The 18,338-nt window shown below is 62.0% G+C and carries 15 protein-coding genes and 1 tRNA gene; 12 read left to right on the forward strand and 4 right to left on the reverse strand.

Features of this window, described 5'->3' with window-relative positions:
• Window positions 1–7: 7 nt before the first annotated feature.
• Window positions 8–2,407, reverse strand: coding sequence for a TonB-dependent receptor (locus tag I2488_RS11590; RefSeq protein WP_196275971.1), 2,400 nt, complete (start codon window positions 2,405–2,407; stop codon window positions 8–10).
• Between the two features lie 693 nt (window positions 2,408–3,100).
• Here I2488_RS11590 and I2488_RS11595 point away from each other — a divergent pair.
• From I2488_RS11595 to I2488_RS11635, 9 genes are all read left to right on the forward strand, one after another.
• Window positions 3,101–4,513 (forward strand): sulfatase family protein, encoded by a 1,413-nt coding sequence (locus tag I2488_RS11595; RefSeq protein WP_196275972.1) that lies wholly within the window; start codon window positions 3,101–3,103, stop codon window positions 4,511–4,513.
• A gap of 168 nt (window positions 4,514–4,681) precedes the next feature.
• The gene (locus I2488_RS11600) at window positions 4,682–6,055 is read left to right on the forward strand and encodes an alginate export family protein (RefSeq protein WP_246465633.1); all 1,374 of its coding nucleotides are present in this window, start codon (window positions 4,682–4,684) and stop codon (window positions 6,053–6,055) included.
• A 413-nt stretch (window positions 6,056–6,468) separates the two neighbouring features.
• Window positions 6,469–7,779 carry a phage integrase central domain-containing protein gene (locus tag I2488_RS19805; protein ID WP_196275973.1) on the forward strand — a complete coding sequence of 437 codons (1,311 nt, stop codon included), beginning with the start codon at window positions 6,469–6,471 and terminating at the stop codon, window positions 7,777–7,779.
• Window positions 7,776–8,582: a hypothetical protein gene (locus tag I2488_RS11610; protein WP_196275974.1), complete on the forward strand. Its 807-nt coding sequence runs from the start codon at window positions 7,776–7,778 to the stop codon at window positions 8,580–8,582. The genes I2488_RS19805 and I2488_RS11610 overlap by 4 nt, the downstream gene beginning before the upstream one ends.
• A gap of 81 nt (window positions 8,583–8,663) precedes the next feature.
• A complete protein-coding gene (locus I2488_RS11615) occupies window positions 8,664–8,867 on the forward strand; it encodes a helix-turn-helix domain-containing protein (RefSeq protein ID WP_196275975.1) in 204 nt (67 codons plus the stop codon).
• Between the two features lie 187 nt (window positions 8,868–9,054).
• Window positions 9,055–9,255 (forward strand): hypothetical protein, encoded by a 201-nt coding sequence (locus tag I2488_RS11620; RefSeq protein ID WP_196275976.1) that lies wholly within the window; start codon window positions 9,055–9,057, stop codon window positions 9,253–9,255.
• Window positions 9,252–9,566 carry a hypothetical protein gene (locus tag I2488_RS11625; protein WP_196275977.1) on the forward strand — a complete coding sequence of 105 codons (315 nt, stop codon included), beginning with the start codon at window positions 9,252–9,254 and terminating at the stop codon, window positions 9,564–9,566. The genes I2488_RS11620 and I2488_RS11625 overlap by 4 nt, the downstream gene beginning before the upstream one ends.
• A gap of 245 nt (window positions 9,567–9,811) precedes the next feature.
• Window positions 9,812–10,372: a hypothetical protein gene (locus tag I2488_RS11630; protein ID WP_214652352.1), complete on the forward strand. Its 561-nt coding sequence runs from the start codon at window positions 9,812–9,814 to the stop codon at window positions 10,370–10,372.
• A 152-nt stretch (window positions 10,373–10,524) separates the two neighbouring features.
• Window positions 10,525–13,707, forward strand: a complete 3,183-nt coding sequence (locus tag I2488_RS11635) for an Eco57I restriction-modification methylase domain-containing protein (protein ID WP_196275979.1) — start codon at window positions 10,525–10,527, stop codon at window positions 13,705–13,707.
• Between the two features lie 395 nt (window positions 13,708–14,102).
• On the opposite strand, the gene I2488_RS11640 is transcribed toward I2488_RS11635, so the two are convergent.
• A tRNA-Gln gene (locus I2488_RS11640) sits at window positions 14,103–14,176 on the reverse strand.
• A gap of 158 nt (window positions 14,177–14,334) precedes the next feature.
• Here I2488_RS11640 and I2488_RS11645 point away from each other — a divergent pair.
• From I2488_RS11645 to I2488_RS11655, 3 genes are all read left to right on the forward strand, one after another.
• Window positions 14,335–15,645 carry a Ppx/GppA phosphatase family protein gene (locus I2488_RS11645; RefSeq protein WP_196275980.1) on the forward strand — a complete coding sequence of 437 codons (1,311 nt, stop codon included), beginning with the start codon at window positions 14,335–14,337 and terminating at the stop codon, window positions 15,643–15,645.
• A gap of 13 nt (window positions 15,646–15,658) precedes the next feature.
• Window positions 15,659–16,345, forward strand: coding sequence for an RlmE family RNA methyltransferase (locus tag I2488_RS11650; protein WP_196275981.1), 687 nt, complete (start codon window positions 15,659–15,661; stop codon window positions 16,343–16,345).
• Between the two features lie 99 nt (window positions 16,346–16,444).
• On the forward strand, window positions 16,445–16,885 hold the full coding sequence (locus tag I2488_RS11655; protein ID WP_196275982.1) for a surface-adhesin E family protein: 441 nt from the start codon (window positions 16,445–16,447) through the stop codon (window positions 16,883–16,885).
• Between the two features lie 4 nt (window positions 16,886–16,889).
• On the opposite strand, the gene I2488_RS11660 is transcribed toward I2488_RS11655, so the two are convergent.
• On the reverse strand, window positions 16,890–17,249 hold the full coding sequence (locus tag I2488_RS11660; RefSeq protein ID WP_196275983.1) for a hypothetical protein: 360 nt from the start codon (window positions 17,247–17,249) through the stop codon (window positions 16,890–16,892).
• A gap of 121 nt (window positions 17,250–17,370) precedes the next feature.
• A complete protein-coding gene (locus I2488_RS19885) occupies window positions 17,371–18,267 on the reverse strand; it encodes a c-type cytochrome (protein ID WP_196275984.1) in 897 nt (298 codons plus the stop codon).
• Window positions 18,268–18,338 lie beyond the last annotated feature (71 nt).

Below are 18,338 nucleotides of genomic sequence, written 5' to 3' on the forward strand. Positions count from 1 at the left end.
CGGGGCCTCACAGTCGCGTCCGCAGCGTCACACCGTAAGTGCGAGGCTCGCCCACCTGCGCGGTGACCAAGCCGGTATTGGCGGGGGAGAGGTTGAGGAAGTAGTCTTCGTTCAGCAGGTTGCGCGCCCAGACCGACAGGTCCCACAGGCCGTCGGCGGTCTTCAGCCCGATGCGCGCATTGGCGATGCCGAAGCCTGGCACCTGCGCCCATGCCGAGTTGGTGGCGGAAGTGTTGAAGCTCGAGCGGTGGGCGTAATCGGCATGGGCATAGAGACTAAGTTCCCGCCCGCCGAGTTCGCCCAGCGGCACCCTGCCATCTGCCCCGACCGACCATGCAAACTTGGGCACCCCGGACAGAGGCTTGCCCGAAAGGTCCTGGATGCCGCCGAGGTTGAGGTTCTCCACCGCCTGCGGCGCGTTGGCATATTCGACATATTTTGCATCGGTGTAGCTGGCCGATGCCGTGAACGAGAGGTTGTCGTTCGCCTCGAAAGCCAGATCGCCTTCCACCCCGCGCGAGCGCACTTTGGGGATGTTGGCGATGTATTGCCGCACGTTGACGGTGTTGGGCACCTGCTCGGTGATCGCGGACTGATAGTCGCGGATCTCGGTCCAGAAGGCAGCGGCGTTGAACGTGGCGCGACGGTTCAGGAACTGCGACTTGAAGCCCAGCTCGAAGGCATCGACCTTTTCCGGCGCGACTTCGGGCTGAATGCCTGCGGGCAGGGCGGTGAGGTTGAGGCCGCCCGACTTGTTGCCCCGCGAATAGTTGCCGTAGAGGCTGGCATCGGCTGCAACCTTCCAGTTCAGCGTGACCAGCCCCGACAGACTGTTGTCGCTGAACTCAGTCGAAAAGCTGGTAACCGGATTGAACTGCGTGCGGATTGCGTTGATCGCCGTCACCTGTGCCGGGGTGAAGCCGGAAAGATCGGCACCATCGACCCAGAACTGACTGAACGCGCCCGACTTCTTCTCATGCGTCCAGCGCAGACCCGTCGTCAGGGTCAGGGCGTCGGACAAGTGCCAGTCGGTCTGGCCGAACAAGGCAAAGGTGCGCGTCTCCGGCGTCGAGGTGGAGTTGGCCTCGAAGCCATCGAGCGCGGCATTGGCAATGGTCTGGTTGGCTGCGGGCAGGTTCCACAGCGCCGCCGCCGAGCCATAGCGGGTGGCGCCATAACCCTTGACGATCTGCCAGAAGTAGTAGGCGCCGATCACGTAATCGACCGTGCGATTGCCCTTGGAGGCGAGCCGCAGCTCCTGGCTGAACTGGCGCTGGCGATTGGCCTGCTGGGCCTTGGTGGTGATTGGCAACGAAGTGCTGTCGCCATCGTTGGCCGGGTTCCAGTCCCACCAGCGATAGGCGGTGATCGATGCCAGTGCCGCGCCGCCGAAGTCCCAGTTGACCTCGCTCGAAACGCCATAGCCTTCCATGTTCGACTGGTAGTGGCTGTCGGCCTCGCCCACGCGGTCGAACGGCTTGAAGGCGGGCAGCGCATAGCTCGGGAAGCGCGCCGCGCGCTGCGCGAAGTTGTTGGGGATCGTCGCGCCGTTGAGATAGGTCGTGTGCAGGTCCGCGAAGACCGAGAGGACGTGGTCCTGCTCCTGTTTCGCGTAGTCGCCGATGATCCGCACTTCGAAGTCCGGGTCGGGCGTAATCAGCAGTTGGCCGCGGATGCTCTCGTTGCGGTAGTTCTGGGCGCGGGTCCTCGTTGTCTTGTTGAACAGGAAGCCATCATTGCCGCTGATCGCGCCGGAGATGCGCACCGCCAGCAGATCGGGAGCGATACCCGCCGAAGCCGAAGCGCGGATCTGGCGGAAGCCGTAGTTGCCGATGCTCGCCTCGCCCGAGAACTCCGGCTCGAAGCTCGGCTTGCGCGAGGTGATGTTGATCACGCCCGAGGTGGTGTTCTTGCCGAACAGCGTGCCCTGCGGCCCGCGCAGCACCTCGATGCTCTGCAAGTCCACCAGGTCGAACTGCGAAAGGCCGACACGGCCATAATAGACGTTGTCGATGTAGAACCCGACGCCGTTCTCCAGCCCGTCGTTGGTCAGTGCAACGTTGGAGCCAAGGCCGCGGATGTTGATGTTGGTGTTGCGTGGGTTGAAGCTGAACACCTGCAGGCTCGGCACCTGCTGCTGGATCTGGCCGAGCGTGAAGTCGCCCCGCTTTTCCAGCGCATTGGCACTGATCACGCTGATCGCCACGGGCACGTCCTGGACGTCCTCGTCGCGACGGCGCGAGGCGGTGACGACGATGGCCTCACCGGCCTCTTCGGCAGCGGCTGCCGGAGCCTCGACGTCGGCAGGCTGCTCGGTGGCGGAGGCCGGAGCCGCGCCAAGCAGCGAGCCCAGCGCTACGCAGGCGAGGATCAACTGGCGCTGCTTGAAACAAAAAACCCTGTTCATTGTGTTACTTCCCTGAACCAAAGCGTGCCGCTGCCTGGGAGCGACGACTAAAGATGGCGGGAACGGGCACGGCTTCGCGTGCAGTGTCGCCTGGGGCGACGCCGCAAAGGGCAACGATCGACTGTTGCAGGGACGCGGGATACCGGGCCAGATCCGCAAGGTCGGAGCTGGTAAGCGGTCGCATGACGCATTCCTCCGGGCGACGGCCCACGCGGACCGCGCCGAACTGGCGTTATGTGGGGGATTCGGACGTTGCCGCACCGCGCCCGGTCAGGGCGGCAGGTGGGTCAAGTGTGTCCGGTGGTTGCGCGCTTAGGCGTGCAGGATCATGTTGCGCATCGTATCACCTCTTGCTGGAGGGGAACACGATGCCTGGCGCCGTCGCCCCAGCATCGCGCGCTTTAGCGGTTGTTTACGCGGAGCAAGCTGCTTCCCATCAAATGCCGCGGATCAGGCCCCTTGCGTGCAGGCCGACCTGATCGTCGAGAGCCCTGCGGGTTATTCTCTACCTATCTAGTTGAGTCTTCATGGTCAACCCGAGCGGCGCCATTTCACCGCAAAAGGAAAACTTCCCGACGGGGAAGTTGAATTGTCTATCGGTTTAATAGACATTGATCCTGTCGGCGATAGGCTCATGCTGCCTTACGCGACCACGCGCGGGTCCACCTGCCGGCAGCAATCACGGACCGCACCATGACCTCGACCTTCAATCTCACCCGCCGCGCCACCCTTGGCGGAGCCGCCGCAACTGTGGCACTCGCCGCCATGCCCGCGATTGCCCGCAAGCGCGCCAAGCAGCCCAACATCCTCTACATCATGGCCGACGATCTCGGTTATGCCGACCTGTCCTGCTACGGCCGCCGTGATTTCGAGACCCCGGTGCTCGACAAGCTGTCAACGCAGGGCCTGCGCTTCACCAATGCCTATGCCAACAGCGCGGTCTGCACCGCCACGCGCGTCGGCCTGATCACCGGGCGCTATCAGTATCGCCTGCCGGTGGGGCTGGAAGAGCCGCTGGCGTTCCGCCCCAACATCGGCCTGCCGCCCACGCACCCCACGCTGCCATCGCAGCTCGCCAAAGCGGGCTATCGCACCTCGCTGATCGGCAAATGGCACCTCGGCAGCCTGCCCGACTTCGGCCCGCTCAAGAGCGGCTACCAGACCTTCTGGGGCATCCGCAGCGGCGGCGTCGATTACTACACCCACGCCACCAGCAACGGCCAGCCTGACCTGTGGGACGGGCCGACGCCGGTCGACAAGGCCGGTTACCTTACCGACCTCCTCGCCGACCGCGCCATCGAAGAAATCCGCGAAGCCTCGTCCGCCAAGGCCCCGTGGTTCATGTCGCTCCACTTCACCGCGCCGCACTGGCCGTGGGAAGGGCCTGACGACGCGAGCGAATCCGCCCGCATCGCCCAGCTGAAAGACCCCAAGGCGCTCTTCCATTTCGATGGCGGCAGTGCGGCGATCTATGCCGCCATGGTCCGCCGTCTCGACTACCAGATCGGCCGCGTCCTCGCAGCGCTCAAGGCCAGCGGGGCCGAACAGGACACCATCGTCGTCTTCACCAGCGACAATGGCGGCGAGCGCTTCTCCGACACCTGGCCCTTCAGCGGCCGCAAGACCGAACTGCTCGAAGGTGGCCTGCGCATCCCCGCCATCGTCCGCTGGCCGGGCGTGACCCGCGCGGGCACCACCAGCGATGCCCAGATCATCTCGATGGACTGGCTGCCGACTTTCCTCGCTGCGGCGGGTTCTGCACCCGATGCTTCGTTCCCCAGCGACGGCCAAGACATCACCGCCGCGCTCTCAAGCGGCGAACTGCCCGAGCGCACGTTGTTCTGGCGCTACAGGAACCACGCCCAGCGCGCGGCTCGTCGCGGCAACCTCAAATACCTGAAGGTCGGCCAGAACGAGTTCCTGTTCGACGTTGCCGCCGACCCTCTCGAGCGGGCCAACCTGAAGGACCGGCAGCCGCAGGACTTCGCCTCGCTCAAGACCGCGTGGGAGCAATGGAACGCCGGAATGCTGCCGCTCGATCCGCAGTCCTACACCCACGGCTTCGCGCCGGGAGAGCTGGCGGACCACTTCAACCCTGAACTCTGACGCGACTCCCGCAGCGGTCAGCCCGTGTCATCACCCGGACACACTTGTCCTGAAAGCAGAAACATTGCATCAGCCGTCCAACCGGGGCAGCGCAACCTCCCGGTCAAGCGCAGCGCGCGCTCAAGCGTTGCTTCATTGGACGGCCGCATGGTCGCGATGGAGCCTGCCTTGAAGTCGTTCGCATGCTTTCTGCCTGCAGCTGTTCCTGCACTTCTCCTGACACCCGGCGATGCCCTGGCCGACACGCCACGTCTCCAGTCTCTCGTCGGCTCGCCATCCAACGTCACGATCGGCGGGTCCGTGCGTCTGCGCTACGAGACCCTTACCGGGCAACCGCGCATCAACCTTCCGCCGACCGACCAGCAGGTCGCCCTGCGCACCACTCTGGCTGTCGAATACAAGGCCACGCCGACCTTCCGCATCGGCGCGGAAATGTTCGACAGCCGCGCATGGCTGGGCAAGCCCGGCAGTTCGGTCAGCGCCAACGACGTCAACACGCTCGAGGTCGTGCAAGGCTATGTGGCCGTCGATCTGACGCCGGCGCAAGGCACAAAGCTGACGCTCGAAGCCGGGCGTTTCGTGCTCAACCTCGGCTCGCGCCGCCTGATCGCGGCGGACGACTATCGCAATACCACCAATGGCTACACCGGCCTGCGGGCTGACCTGAAGACCAGCGACGGCACCGCCGCGACGCTGATCTACACGCTGCCGCAGATCCGCAAGCCCGATGATCAGGCCTCGGTCCTCGCCAACCGTTACGGCCTCGACAAGGAGAGCTTCGACCTGCGCCTGTGGGGCGGCCTCGTCTGGCGCCCCAAGACCGTGTTCGGAGCAACGGCAGAAGCTTCATACTTCCGCCTGCAGGAGCGCGACAGCCCGTCGCGCGCCACGCGCGATCGCAACCTTCACACCGTTGCCGCGCGCCTGATCCGCGAGCCCAAGGCAGGCAAGCCCGATTTCGAGATCGAAGGTGCATGGCAATTCGGCGAAGTCAGCGAGACCGCGCGGACCGGCGCCCGCAAGCTCGATGTCGATGCCTGGTTCATCCACGCCGACGCCGGCTACCTGTTTCCCGGCCCGGCGCACCTGCGCCTCTCGGTCGAGTACGACTACGCCAGCGGCGACGGCCCCGGCGGCTCATACGGTCGCTTCGATACACTCTTCGGCATGCGCCGCGCCGATTTCAGCCCGGCCGGCGTGCTCGCCGCCATCGGGCGCAGCAACATCAAAAGCCCCGGCCTGCGCGCAGAAGTCGCACCCGGCAAACGCTTCGATGCCTTCGCGACCTATCATCCGCTATGGCTGGCCGAAAGGACCGACAGCTTCGCCACGACCGGCGTGCGGGATGCCAGCGGCAAGTCCGGCACTTTCGCCGGCCACCAGATCGAAGGCCGGATGCGCTACTGGATCGTGCCGGGGTTTCTGCGTGGAGAAGTCAATGCGTTCTGGCTCGCCAAGGGACGCTTCCTGCGCGCCGCACCCAATGCGCCAGCTACAGGCAACACCACCTATGTCAGCTCGGCGGTGCTAGCCTCATTCTGATGCACAAATGGCTTTGTCAGACGTCTTGGAAAGGCTGCGTCAGGCCAAGTAACCGCGTCATTTGGACAGCGGATCGGCATGTGGTGCAAGATGCCGGACGAATCGACAACAAAGACCGTGCCTGATGTCGCATCCATGTCGCATGCACGGGCCGTCAGCCATGGAATTCCAAGTCATCCACCGCGATCATGTGTCCGACACAGGCAGGTAGAAACTGCCCGCACACCACAACGCTATGATTATAATGGCAAGTGGATGCCCCGCGAGGATTGTAACTAGCTTCCGCTGCACTCCGTCACCTTCCGATTAAACCAAGCAAATACGATAGTTTGTGACATAGCTATTCCGTACCCTACCGTTGACGTTCGCCAAAAGCCGCAATAAAGTGTGGGGGTGAATGTGGGGGAAATAGTGTGGGGAAGCTCACCGTTGCCAAGGTCCGCAATGCCAAGCCCGGATTTGGATCGTCCGGTAAGCCGGTGAAGCGCGCCTATCAGGACGGGGATGGCCTCTTCGTGCTGGTCGCCCCCAGCGGCGCGAAGTCGTGGATGCTTCGCGTTCAGGTAGACGGCAAGCGCAGAGACATAGGTCTTGGCACTGTTGACGTTGATGGTCTTGGCACCGAGGCATTCGGCAAAGGCGATCCCCGGCATTCAGAGATTCCCCTTATGCTGCGCAAGAGCCTCTCGCTGGCCGAAGCGCGGGAAAAGGCTGCGGCGCTGCGCAAGCTCGCCAAGGCGGGTAATGATCCGAAGGTTGAGCGGGACCGGCAGCGGGTGAAGGTGCCCAGCTTTGCCGAGGCGGTGACAGAAGCGCACAAGGCGCTCAAGTCCGGCTGGAGCGAGCGCACGGCCAAGGCGTTCAAGGCTTCGCTAGAAGAACATGCGAACCCCAAGCTAGGGGAGTTGAAAGTGAACGCGATTGGCAGCGCCGAAGTCATCACCGCGCTTGCCCCGATCTGGACCGACAAGCCCGTAATGGCCCGCAAGGTGCGCAGCCGCATTGGCCAAGTGCTTGCCTTCGCCAAGGCGCGCGGCTGGCGTACCGATGCGTTGCCCGATGCCCGCGAACTGCGCACTGGCCTTTCCAAGCAGGCGCGCGGCGGCAACTTCGCAGCGATGCCCTTCGCCGAAGTGCCCGCATTTATCGCTGACGAGCTTGGCAAGGGCGCAAGCGCCAGCCGCTATGCCGTCTTGTTCGCCATCCTCACTGCCGCGCGCTCCGGTGAAGTCCGGCAAGTGACATGGGAGCAAATCGACCTGGAGGCCCGGACATGGACGCGCCCTGCGTCGGTGATGAAGATGAAAGAGGGGCACGTTGTCACCCTGTCTGATGCCGCCGTTGCGCTACTTGAAGCCTTTGCGCCAAAAGACATGCGCAAGGGGCTAATATTTGCTGGCACGCGCGGCGGGCCGCTTTCCGATATGTCGCTGACCAAAGCCCTACGGACAGCTGGCCGAACTGAAACGGTGCATGGCTTCCGATCCGCATTCCGTGATTGGGCCGCCGAAAAGATGCCAACTATCCCCGCAATGGTGGCCGAAATGGCGCTGGCCCACCGCGTCGGCACGGCAACGGAGCAAGCATATCTTCGATCCGATCTGCGCGACATGCGCCGCGCATTGATGGAAGCTTGGGGGCGCTTCGCTGCACCTTCGCTCACAGGCATTGCAGGCAACGTCACTCCGCTTCGCAGATTGGAATCGCGTGTGAGGCAGAGATGAACGATCCAATCAATACACTCCTACAGGCGGCGGGATACGTGATTCTCCAACCAACGGAGGAGTATCGTGCAAGGGACCACACTGATTTGGTCTTCAATGCCCTCAGAAAAATCGGGGTTCATGAGGACCGCCTCCCCGAATTTGCGGACAAGGTTGCCACGGCAGGTTTTGCGAGCGGGCCGCGTGATATCGCCAAAGAGCACCGGATATCGGCGGAAGACATCGAAGGAGCAATTGATGACGTTGAAGCCGGGCTCAGGCTTTTGAACAAGGGCCTCCATGCAATTGGTTACGCCCGATCTACCGCAACCCCAAGCTCTGCTGACCGTATCGAGAACCTTGCATTGATTCAGGCTGCATTGATTGGTGCAATTGCTGACGCTGTTTCTACCGGGATCGGAGCGGGTAACTCATTGGACGAGCAGATTGCAGACTCGGTGCCCCGGTACTCGCCGGATGGCTTCCGCGATCAGTGGAGGGGTGTTTTCGCGCAAGCTGCCGCTAGGGTGCAGAAGATTGGTGAGGCGTTCCCTAGGACCTCCTATCACGCCCAAAAGAAGGACCGAAGCGGTTGGCTGGGCAGGCTGATCCCAGAATTGGGCAGGATCTTTGAAGATGCAACGGGGAAGTCGCCAACCGTCTCTAATCCGAGTGAAAAGGCAACGAAGGGCTGGCGAAGCCCGTTTGCCCGATTTGTGGAAGACCTTTGGGGCTATCTGGACCCCACTGACGGGCCCTGCCCCGGAGATGACCGAATCATGGGGGCGCTTACCCCTCCCGCCGAGCCAATAAAAACAACGTAACGACCCGGTGCCGTTGGAAACGTAGCTGAGCTTCCGCCAGCGTCCACGCAACTCCGCTCGTACGCTGGCGGAGACGAAAACATGACCAACACGAAAGCGGTTTCTGCGACGCATGGCGACATCAAAGCGACATGCACGCGCTACGGATTTGGCAAAACCACCGCATATGAACTCCTGCGCGACAAGAAAATTCGTGCAAAGAAACTGGGTGCCAAGACGCTGATTGAGTTTGCGAGTGTCGATGAATACCTCGCCAACCTCCCGGCATTTGGGGAGGTTTGCTGAGCCATGCACCGGACGAACGAAAACCCGGCGGGCAAGGCCGGGACCCGCGGCGACCTGCTTGGAGGCTGGTCGCTCCAATCTTTTGGCCATCCCCCGGCGCCACAGAAGTTTCTGATCCTTGCGCAGGAGGTCGGTGCAGAATTGGCGATCATACTCTTGGTGTCGGCCTTGAACGGAGGAGCGTGTCATGGTTGATCTGTTCACCGACCACCGAACGGCGGCACTGGCTCTGCTCAACGGCCCTCACAGGCTCTCTCGTAAGACCGGCAGCTTCCTCGGGCAGCTTGTCGTGGATCACTCACCACTGAGTGAAGCCCAAGCCAATTGGCTGGACAAACTGCTCGATAAGCATCGTCTGCCTACTCTGATTCGGGAGACGGCGGAATGACCACTTCCACCTGCAATTCGATCGGCAACATCCCGCACATCGCAGAGGCCAACTCCGAGCGCATGGGCCGCTTGCAGAGCTTGAGCTACGCGGTGATCTACGAGGCTGCTCATGAAGGTCTGACCGCGCACGAAACCTCTTTGGCAATCGGGTTTGATCGCACCTCGATCCTGCCGCGAATTTCTGAGTTGCGCCGGAAGGGACTTGTCTTCGCCAGCGGCAAACGGCGACGCAACTCCAGCGGTAAGACAGCTATCGTGTGGGTTGCCAGGATCTATGCTGACACCGTGCCTCAGTCTCCCACCTGCTGATTGGCCAAGCAAATGTGCTGCGACACCTAAACGTGCGCGCGTTAAATAGCATGGCACGTGCCAACTACACGAAGTGCGCGCATTCTAGGGCGTCCGTAAACCCTACATCATCGTTTGAAACTTCACCGAATCCTCAACCCGGTGAAGTTTCAAACACGCGGACAGGTGGCAAACGTCGGGGAGGCGCGCGCAACACTGCCAGCCGCGAAAGTCATTGCCTCAGCGCCCCACAAATCGGCAACCTGTTGGCAGCCTCCAGCCATGCCGCCACCATTGGATTGCCTTTTACGCGCATGGTTACAATTCATTGGGAAGCAGCTGGCGTGCCCTTGACCGACATGGCGAAGGCAACCGGGCGTTTCACCGATCTGATGGCCAAGGCACTGGCCCGGTATGGCTGCAACACCGCATGGGTCTGGACACATGAGAATGGCGCAGGGAAAGGCGGGCACTGCCACTTGCTGGCTCATGTGCCTGCTAATCTCGTGTCGTACCTGACCGCGCTTCAACGCGGCTGGCTTCGCAGGATCACCGGGCAGCCTTACCGGGCGCGTGTCATTCGCAGCAAACCGATTGGTGGACGCTTGGGCATGGAAGTGGGCATTCCCGATCTCCACGCGGTCAACTTGGAGGCTGCGCTTGCATACCTGCTCAAAGGTGCAGACCCGGAGGTCGCATTTCAGTTTGGCCTGAAGCGACTAGAGCCCGGCGGGCGCATCATCGGCAAACGCTGCGGGACATCTCAGAACATTGGCGCGAAGGCGCGCCGAACTCAAACTTCAAACTGTAACCATGCTTCAAAGTGACGACACGCTTTCGAAATGCGGTCCGTATGCGCATGGATAACTTGATGATGCGAGGTAGGACCCGCAATTTTGCCGTTGCGCGTCTCGACCATGCCCCCTTGGCGTCCAGCCGCACCCGCTGCTAAGCCTTACGCCGGTGCAGGGGGTGAAGTGTGCAACTGTTCAATACCAAGACAATCAAACGCCATATCGCCCGCGCCGCCGCGCCTGATCCTGCAAAGCTCGAAATCCTGCGCCAGTGGGGTGAAACTATCCGCGACCGCTCGATAGAGACGCAAAAGGAAACTGCCCTCCACGGCAATTTCAAACAGCGGATCATATGCGACGTGCTGGGCTATCAGGACTTCAACGATAGCGGCCAGTGGACCGTTGACGTTGAAGCGCAGATTGGCGCGGGATCGGTTGACCTTGCCTTAGGGCAATTCAGCAAGGGCGAACGGCGGATCATCGCCCCGTTCGAACTGAAGGGCGCAAAGACCAAGAACCTTGATGCCATCATGCCGGGCCGGGCTAAGACCCCGGTTCAACAGGCATGGGAATACGCCAGCGACAACGTGGGCACCAAATGGGTGCTGGTTTCCAACTATCTGGAAATCCGCCTCTACAGCTATGCGGACGGGCGGCAATTCCACGACAGCTTCGATCTGGCGAAACTTCATGATCCAGCCGAATATCAGCGCTTCATGCTTTTGTTGTCGGCGGACAACCTGCTTTCCGGCCAGACGTTGGCGATTCTGGAGGAAAGCCGGAAGGAAGACCGCGACATTACCGCGCGGCTCTATGCCGACTATCGCACCCTGCGCAGCGATCTGATTGGGGCGGTTCGCACTGCCCTGCCTGAAGGCGACCCGCTGGAGGCGATCCGGCTGGGCCAGACGATTTTAGACCGAGTGCTGTTCATCGCCTTTGCCGAAGACAATGGCCTGTTGCCCGATGACAGCCTGTTGAACGCCTTCCAGCACCGCGACCCCTACAACCCCAAGCCGGTCTGGCAGACCTTCCTGGGCCTGTTCAACGCGATTGACCGGGGCAACGACCAGCTCAAAATCCCGCGCTACAATGGCGGCCTGTTCCAGCCGAACGCCGCCATCGATGCACTGGCCGTGCCGGACCATATCTGCGAGGGTTTCAAGCGGCTGGCGGAATATGACTTTGCCAGCGAAATTTCCGTCACGGTGCTGGGCCACATATTCGAGCAGTCGATTGCCGATGTGGAACAGCTTCAGGCCGAAGCGCTGGGCGAAGCGCCGGTGGAGAAAAGGACCAGCGGCACCAGCGGGCGGCGCAAGCGTGACGGCGTGGTCTATACGCCGGACTATGTGGCGCGCTTCATTGTCGATCAGACGCTGGGCACGCATTGCAAAGAGATATTTGCCGAAATCCTTGGCCGATATGCCGCCAAGGGCGCGAATGCCGATGACGAGGCGATTGCGTGGAAATCGGCGAAGGCGGAACGACAGGCATGGGCCGAATACCGCGACCGCTTGACCGCCCTGCGCATTGTCGATCCAGCCTGCGGATCGGGCGTGTTCCTGATCATGGCTTTCGATTACCTGAAAGCCGAACTTGGGCAGGTGAACACCAAGCTGGCCGAACTGTCCGGCACTGGCATGGCGGGCGACCTGCTGGACCCTGACAGCGAAATCCTGACACACAACCTGTTCGGCGTGGACGTGAACAGCGAGAGCGTGGAAATCGCCAAGCTGAGCCTGTGGATCAAGACCGCGCGGCGCGGCAAGGTGCTGGACAGTCTGGACGCAAATCTGCGCGTTGGCGATAGCCTGATCGAAGACGCCAGTTTTGCCTATCGCAGCCACGGGTTCGAATGGAAAACCGCATTTCCTGAGATTTTCGCCAGCGGCGGTTTCGACGTGGTGCTGGGCAATCCGCCCTATGTGCGCATGGAACTGATCAAACCCATGAAGCCGTGGCTGGAAAAGCGCTATGAAGTCGTTTCCGACCGGGCCGACCTTTACGCCTATTTCTTCGAACGCGGGATCAAGCTGCTGAAGCCCGGCGGGCGGCTGGGCTTCATCAGCAGCAGCACATTCTTCAAGACCGGATCGGGCGCACCGCTGCGCGATTTCCTGCGCGCCAAGGCCACGCTGGAAACCGTGGTGGATTTTGGCGACCACCAGATTTTCGAAGGCGTCACCACCTATCCCGCGATCCTGACCATGCGGGCAGGAAGCCCGCCACCGGGGCACGAACTGCAATTCTGGAAGATCGGTGAAATGCCGACAGACAGCTTTGCCGATGCCTTTGCCGATGCGGCCAAGCCCTTCCCGCAAGAGGCGCTGGGGCGCGGTTCATGGGAACTGGAAGGTGATGCCCTGCGCGCACTGCGGTCGAAAATCACGGCGGGCAAGTCAACGCTGAAGGAAGTCTATGGCTCACCGCTTTACGGGATCAAGACCGGTCTAAATGAGGCCTTTGTCATCGATACGCCGACCAAGGAAAAGTTGTGCCGTGACGACCCGCGTTCGGAGGAACTGCTGAAGCCATTTCTGGAAGGCAAGGATTTGAAGCGCTGGCGTGCGGAGTCGCGCGGCCTGTGGATCATTTACATTCCCAAGAATCGGGTGCGGATCGATGACTATCCCGCCATCCGGGATTGGCTGCTACCGTTCAAAGACAAGCTGGAGAAGCGCGCCACCAAGCAGGCGTGGTTCGAGTTGCAGCAGGCGCAGGAGGCGTATCTCCCCGGCTTCGAAGCCGGGAAAATCGCTTACGGCCACTTTCAAGATTCCCCAATTCACAGCTTCGAACGGACCGGCGCATTATCGAACAACAAGACTTACTTTGTGCCAACTGACGATAAAAGCCTGCTGGCATTCCTAAATTCAAAACTCGCGTGGTTTTGTTTCACGTCGCGCACCACTGCTGTCAGAGGCGGCTTTTTTGAGGCGACGGCCCAACATATGGAAACGCTGCCGATAGCTAAGGGCACGGATTTTCAACGTGCCGAACTCGGCTCTTTGGCCGAAGCCGCCCAAGCAGCCGCAGAAAGGCGCTATGCACTGCAACAGGCGATCACCCGCCGCATTCCCGACCTTGCTGTTGATCCGGCCAATGCCAAGCTGACTGGCAAGCTGAAGGAATGGTGGAACCTGCCCGACTTCGCCGCCTTCCAAAAGGAAGTGGAAAAGGCACTGAAGGCCAAAATCCCGCTTCAGGAACGCAACGATTGGGAAAACTGGATCACCACCAGCCGCGCCGAAATCCACGGCCTGACAGCCGAGATCGCCCGGCTGGAAGCCGAGATCAACGCCAAGGTCTATGCGCTGTTCGATCTGACCCCCGATGAAATCACCTTGCTGGAGGCCAATGTCTGAATTGGCGCGATGCCAGCGCGACCATTGGCATGACTTGAAAGCAAGTCGGGCTGCACAATGGGGACAGCGGACGAAATTGGCGGAAATCCGGGCTGTTCCGGGCAACTTTAGTGAATCCGACTGGCGCACAGACCACCAAGTCACATTTGACGGTAAAGCTGCCGCCGCTGGAATGGCGCAGATTTGCAGCCTTTCCGCCTGCGATTTGTCGCGTACGGTGTGTAGTCAACTACTGCACTGACAGAGCCAGCGTTTTGGCCTGACACGCGCTCCGCCACCTGAAATTTCTTTCCGGCCGGAATCCCGCAGTCGAGAGCGATGTGGGGTAAAATGTGGGGGCAATCAAAGGCAATGCAGCCCAACGCCCTGATATGCAGAGTTTTTCTGTAAAAAAATGGATGCCCCGCGAGGATTCGAACCTCGATAGACGGAATCAGAATCCGTAGTCTTACCATTAGACGACGGGGCAGTGTGAGGCGCGCAACTAGGGGGCGCCGTTCCCCAAGTCAAGCGGTTCAATCGGCATTTTTGGAGCCGGTCTTGCGGGCAGAGCGGCACATCGCTAGCATTGCGCTCAAGTACCCGGCGGCATCAGGCAGCGTGGGAAAACATAAGCGAATACGAGTCATGGCGGGTTTCATTCCGCCGGCAAATGGGCAAGACGCGCGTCCGGATGGCCAGAAGGCTGACGGAAAGACGACCAGCGGAAAGGCGGTCGTCGGCAAGAAGGGGCAAAGGAAGAAGCCCCGTCGGCCACGCGGCAAGAGCGGGAGCGGAGTCCCACCCAAATCTGCCGGCAAGACCAGTCCGCCCGCAGCACGCGGCAGCGGCAGCAACGAGGCTATTGCCCCGGCCATCATGGCTACGGTGGCACAGCCTGCATCGCCTCCTGTCCCGGAACGGTCCTCCGGCTGGCAGAAGCCGCTCCCGCACCACCGCCAAGCCTATGCCGCGATTGATCTCGGCACCAACAATTGTCGCCTGCTGATTGCGCGACCATCGGGCGAGCATTTCGTGGTGATCGATGCGTTCAGCCGCGTCGTGCGGCTCGGCGAAGGTCTCGCGCAGACCGGACGCCTGTCTGACGAAGCGATGGACCGTGCGCTTGCTGCACTCCACGTCTGCGCTGATAAACTGCGCAAGCGCAACGTTCACCTCGCCCGCTCGGTCGCCACCGAAGCCTGCCGCCGCGCCAGCAATGGTCAGGCCTTCATCGATCGCGTGCGCGAGGAAACCGGTATTCACCTCAACATCATCACCGCCCAGGAAGAGGCACGGCTTGCCGTGCTCGGCTGCCACATCCTGCTTGAGCAGGGCAATGGCCCCGCCATGATCTTCGACATCGGCGGCGGATCGACCGAAATGGTGCTGGTCGAAACCGGCGAAACGGTGCCGCGCATCCTCGACTGGCAATCGGTGCCGTGGGGCGTCGTGTCGCTGACAGAGAGCATTGGTGCAATTGCCGACCACCCCGAAGCGCGCGCGGTTGCCTATGCCGAAATGCGCCGCCGCGTTGACGAGGGCTTTGCCGACTTCACTGCGCGCGTCACGCCGATCCGGCACGCCGCTCGGGGTGATCGCTCGATCCGCCTGCTTGGCACCAGCGGCACGGTCACCACGCTGGCATCACTCCACCTCGAACTGCCACAGTATGACCGGCGCGCGGTCGACGGGCTGATCGTGCCTGCTGAATCCATGCGCGATATCTCCCGCCGCCTTTCGACGATGACACCGGCCGAACGCATTGGTGTGCCCTGCATCGGGCGGGAACGCTCCGATCTGGTCGTGGCAGGCTGTGCGATTCTCGAATCGATACTCGACATATGGCCGGCCGAGCGCCTGGGCATCGCCGATCGCGGCATTCGCGAAGGCATCCTGCGCAGCCTCATGGCCACCGGCGCTGATCCGCGCGGGCCCAAACGAACGGAAGCAGCATGAGTCGTCATTTATCATGAGTCGTTCCGGCAAGAATCCCAACGAGCGACTCAAGAGCGCCAAGGGCCGCTCGGCCTCTTCGGTCCGCTGGCTGTCGCGCCAACTCAACGATCCGTACGTAAAGCAGGCGAAAGCCGAAGGGTGGCGCAGCCGCGCCGCGTTCAAGCTGATCGACCTCGACGAGAAATTCGGCCTGCTCAAGGGCTCGAAGCGCGTAGTCGATCTCGGCATCGCACCGGGCGGCTGGAGCCAGGTGGTGCGCAAGAAGTCGCCCGCAGCGAAGATTGTCGGCATAGATCTCCTGCCGACCGACCCGATCGAAGGGGTGACGATCTTCCAGATGGACTTCATGGCCGACGAGGCACCCGAAGCGCTGCAAGGCGCACTCGACGGACCGCCCGACCTTGTCATCTCCGACATGGCCGCCAACACCGTCGGCCACAAGCAGACTGACCACCTGCGCACGATGGGTCTGGTCGAGACTGCCGTCGATTTCGCAATCCAGACGCTTGCCCCGGGCGGTGCCTTCGTCGCCAAGGTCTTTGCCGGCGGCACGGATGGCGACCTGCTCAACATCCTCAAGAGGAACTTCACCACCGTGAAGCACGCCAAGCCACCGTCGAGCCGCAAGGATTCCTCCGAGTGGTACGTGATCGCGCAGGGCTTCAAGGGCCGGGCGAACGAGGCGTTAACCGACGGCTAGCCTGCTGTCGCATCGCGGGACTCAGGGTAAACCCCTAACTGGCGCGCAGGGTGACCATGGTTATCAGGGCGTTAACCGACCCAATCCGGAGCCGCCCCGATGACCTCCATCCGCAACCTGCTGCTTCCCCTCACCCTCCTCGGACTCTCTGGCGCGGCAGGGGCAGAGGAGATCGCGGCAAGAGGATGGTCTGCCGACTGGAAGGTCATCGGCGTGGCCGAGGATCGTACCGAGGTACTGGTCCGTCCCGAATCGGTGCATGAGCTGCCGCCGAGCATGCTACGCAGCTTCGCGGTCCGCCAGGTCTGGGCAGGTTTCGACTTTGCGCCTGCTGCGGGGCTCGCCACGGGCCGCAAGGTCATCCTGTTCCGTTATGACTGCACCGCGCGGCGGGTGCTGATAGCGGCGGCGACGGACTATGGCGCATCGGGGCAGATCGTCTCGCGCAACGCCGTCGATGCGGACAGTGCCGATCAGTATGCGCCGGTTGAGCCCGATACGCTGAACGCGGCGATCATGGCCGAGGCCTGCCGCGACTGACGCATCAGCGCTTTGCGTTCCAGTTGAACAGGAAATTGCGATGCTCGGCCCAAGTCTGGCCTTCCATGTGATCGCCGACGAGGCACGCCGCGGTATGGTAAGGTCCGGCACCATCGGTCGTCCGGAAGCTGACACATGTGCGACCGCGGTCAGTCTTCCAACGACCCGCGAGGATCTCGCTCTCGTAGAAGCTTCCCTTCACGGTGCCGTCGGCCTCCAGTTGCAGCACCATCGGCTTCAAGTAAGGCTCTTCCGGCTTTGCTGACAGATCGACGGTCCAGTTTCCTTGTATCGCTGCGGGCGGTTCCGCCGCGGTTGCCTGGGTAATCATCATGACGAGCGGCAAAGCAACGAGCAGGCGCATTGAGTTCTCCCAAAGCGTAACGATGCGCCTGTCGCTGCGCGCGGGCAACCGGCACCAAAGACAGCAAAAGGGCGCCCGGATCGCTCCGGACGCCCTTTTGAATTTCCGCTGGAGGCGAAGCCTACTTCTTCGACTTCAGGTAGGCGATCACGTCGGCGCGCTGCTGGGCGTCGGAGATACCCGCAAAGGTCATCTTGGTGCCCTGAGCGAACTTCGCAGGGCTGGTCAGCCACTGGTCCAGCGTCGCGTCATCCCAGTTGCCGCCATGGCCCTTGAGCGCATCGGAGAAGGCATAACCGCCACGGTCACCGGCAACCGCTTCGCCATAGACGCCGAACAGATTCGGACCGATGCCGTTGGCGCCGCCCTGATCCACAGTGTGGCAAGCCTTGCACTTGGCGAAGATGGCCTCGCCCTTGGCAGCATCGCCGACGAGGGCAGCAGTTGCTGCGGGAGCAGCGCCGGCAGCCGGGACGGCTTCAGGCGCAGGCAGCGGCAAGTTCGAGCCGAGCGAGTTGAGATAGAGAATCACGTTGGCGCGGTCTTCGCCCTTGGGCAGGCCCGCGAACGACATCTTGGTACCGGCCGCGAAAGCCTTGGGGTTCTTCAGCCACTCGTTCAGCGTGGCGAAATCCCAGTTGCCGCCATGACCTGCAAGATCGGCCGAATAAGCGAAACCGGCCGCGTGCTTGCCTACCGGCTTGCCGACAATGCCATAAAGATTCGGACCGATACCGTTGGCGCCGCCCTGTTCGGCCGTGTGGCAGGCCTTGCACTTGGCAAAGACGGCCTCGCCCTTGGCAACGTCGCCGGCAGCGAGAAGATTCGCCAGCGGCAGTTCAGCCGCGGCGCCACCTTCGGCGCCTTCTTCGACGACGCCTTCGATCGCGTAGCCCATCTTTTCCGGACGGTGCTCCTTGTCGGCAAGGAAGTAGTGTGCCGACAGGCTGGAGAGCCCCAGAGCCACGATGCCCCCGAACAAGGTCCATCCGGCGATGGTATTGAAACGATCGTCCATTTACGAGCCCCATAGGCGCAACGTCAGCACCTTGCCGACACCCGCGCGAGTTCGGGGACCCTCTAGTCAGG

The sequence above is a fragment of the Novosphingobium jiangmenense genome (assembly GCF_015694345.1).
GTDB classification, from domain to species: Bacteria; Pseudomonadota; Alphaproteobacteria; order Sphingomonadales; family Sphingomonadaceae; genus Novosphingobium; species Novosphingobium jiangmenense.

What these genes read in the sequence shown, in the direction of transcription:
- I2488_RS11615 (WP_196275975.1), top strand. Translation starts at nt 8,664, where the DNA reads ATGACCAACACGAAAGCGGTTTCTGCGACGCATGGCGACATCAAAGCG.
- I2488_RS11620 (WP_196275976.1), top strand. Translation starts at nt 9,055, where the DNA reads ATGGTTGATCTGTTCACCGACCACCGAACGGCGGCACTGGCTCTGCTC.
- I2488_RS11610 (WP_196275974.1), top strand. Translation starts at nt 7,776, where the DNA reads ATGAACGATCCAATCAATACACTCCTACAGGCGGCGGGATACGTGATT.
- I2488_RS11645 (WP_196275980.1), top strand. Translation starts at nt 14,335, where the DNA reads ATGGCGGGTTTCATTCCGCCGGCAAATGGGCAAGACGCGCGTCCGGAT.
- I2488_RS11650 (WP_196275981.1), top strand. Translation starts at nt 15,659, where the DNA reads ATGAGTCGTTCCGGCAAGAATCCCAACGAGCGACTCAAGAGCGCCAAG.
- I2488_RS11595 (WP_196275972.1), top strand. Translation starts at nt 3,101, where the DNA reads ATGACCTCGACCTTCAATCTCACCCGCCGCGCCACCCTTGGCGGAGCC.
- I2488_RS11655 (WP_196275982.1), top strand. Translation starts at nt 16,445, where the DNA reads ATGACCTCCATCCGCAACCTGCTGCTTCCCCTCACCCTCCTCGGACTC.
- I2488_RS11660 (WP_196275983.1), bottom strand. Translation starts at nt 17,249, where the DNA reads ATGCGCCTGCTCGTTGCTTTGCCGCTCGTCATGATGATTACCCAGGCA.
- I2488_RS19885 (WP_196275984.1), bottom strand. Translation starts at nt 18,267, where the DNA reads ATGGACGATCGTTTCAATACCATCGCCGGATGGACCTTGTTCGGGGGC.
- I2488_RS11590 (WP_196275971.1), bottom strand. Translation starts at nt 2,407, where the DNA reads ATGAACAGGGTTTTTTGTTTCAAGCAGCGCCAGTTGATCCTCGCCTGC.
- I2488_RS11625 (WP_196275977.1), top strand. Translation starts at nt 9,252, where the DNA reads ATGACCACTTCCACCTGCAATTCGATCGGCAACATCCCGCACATCGCA.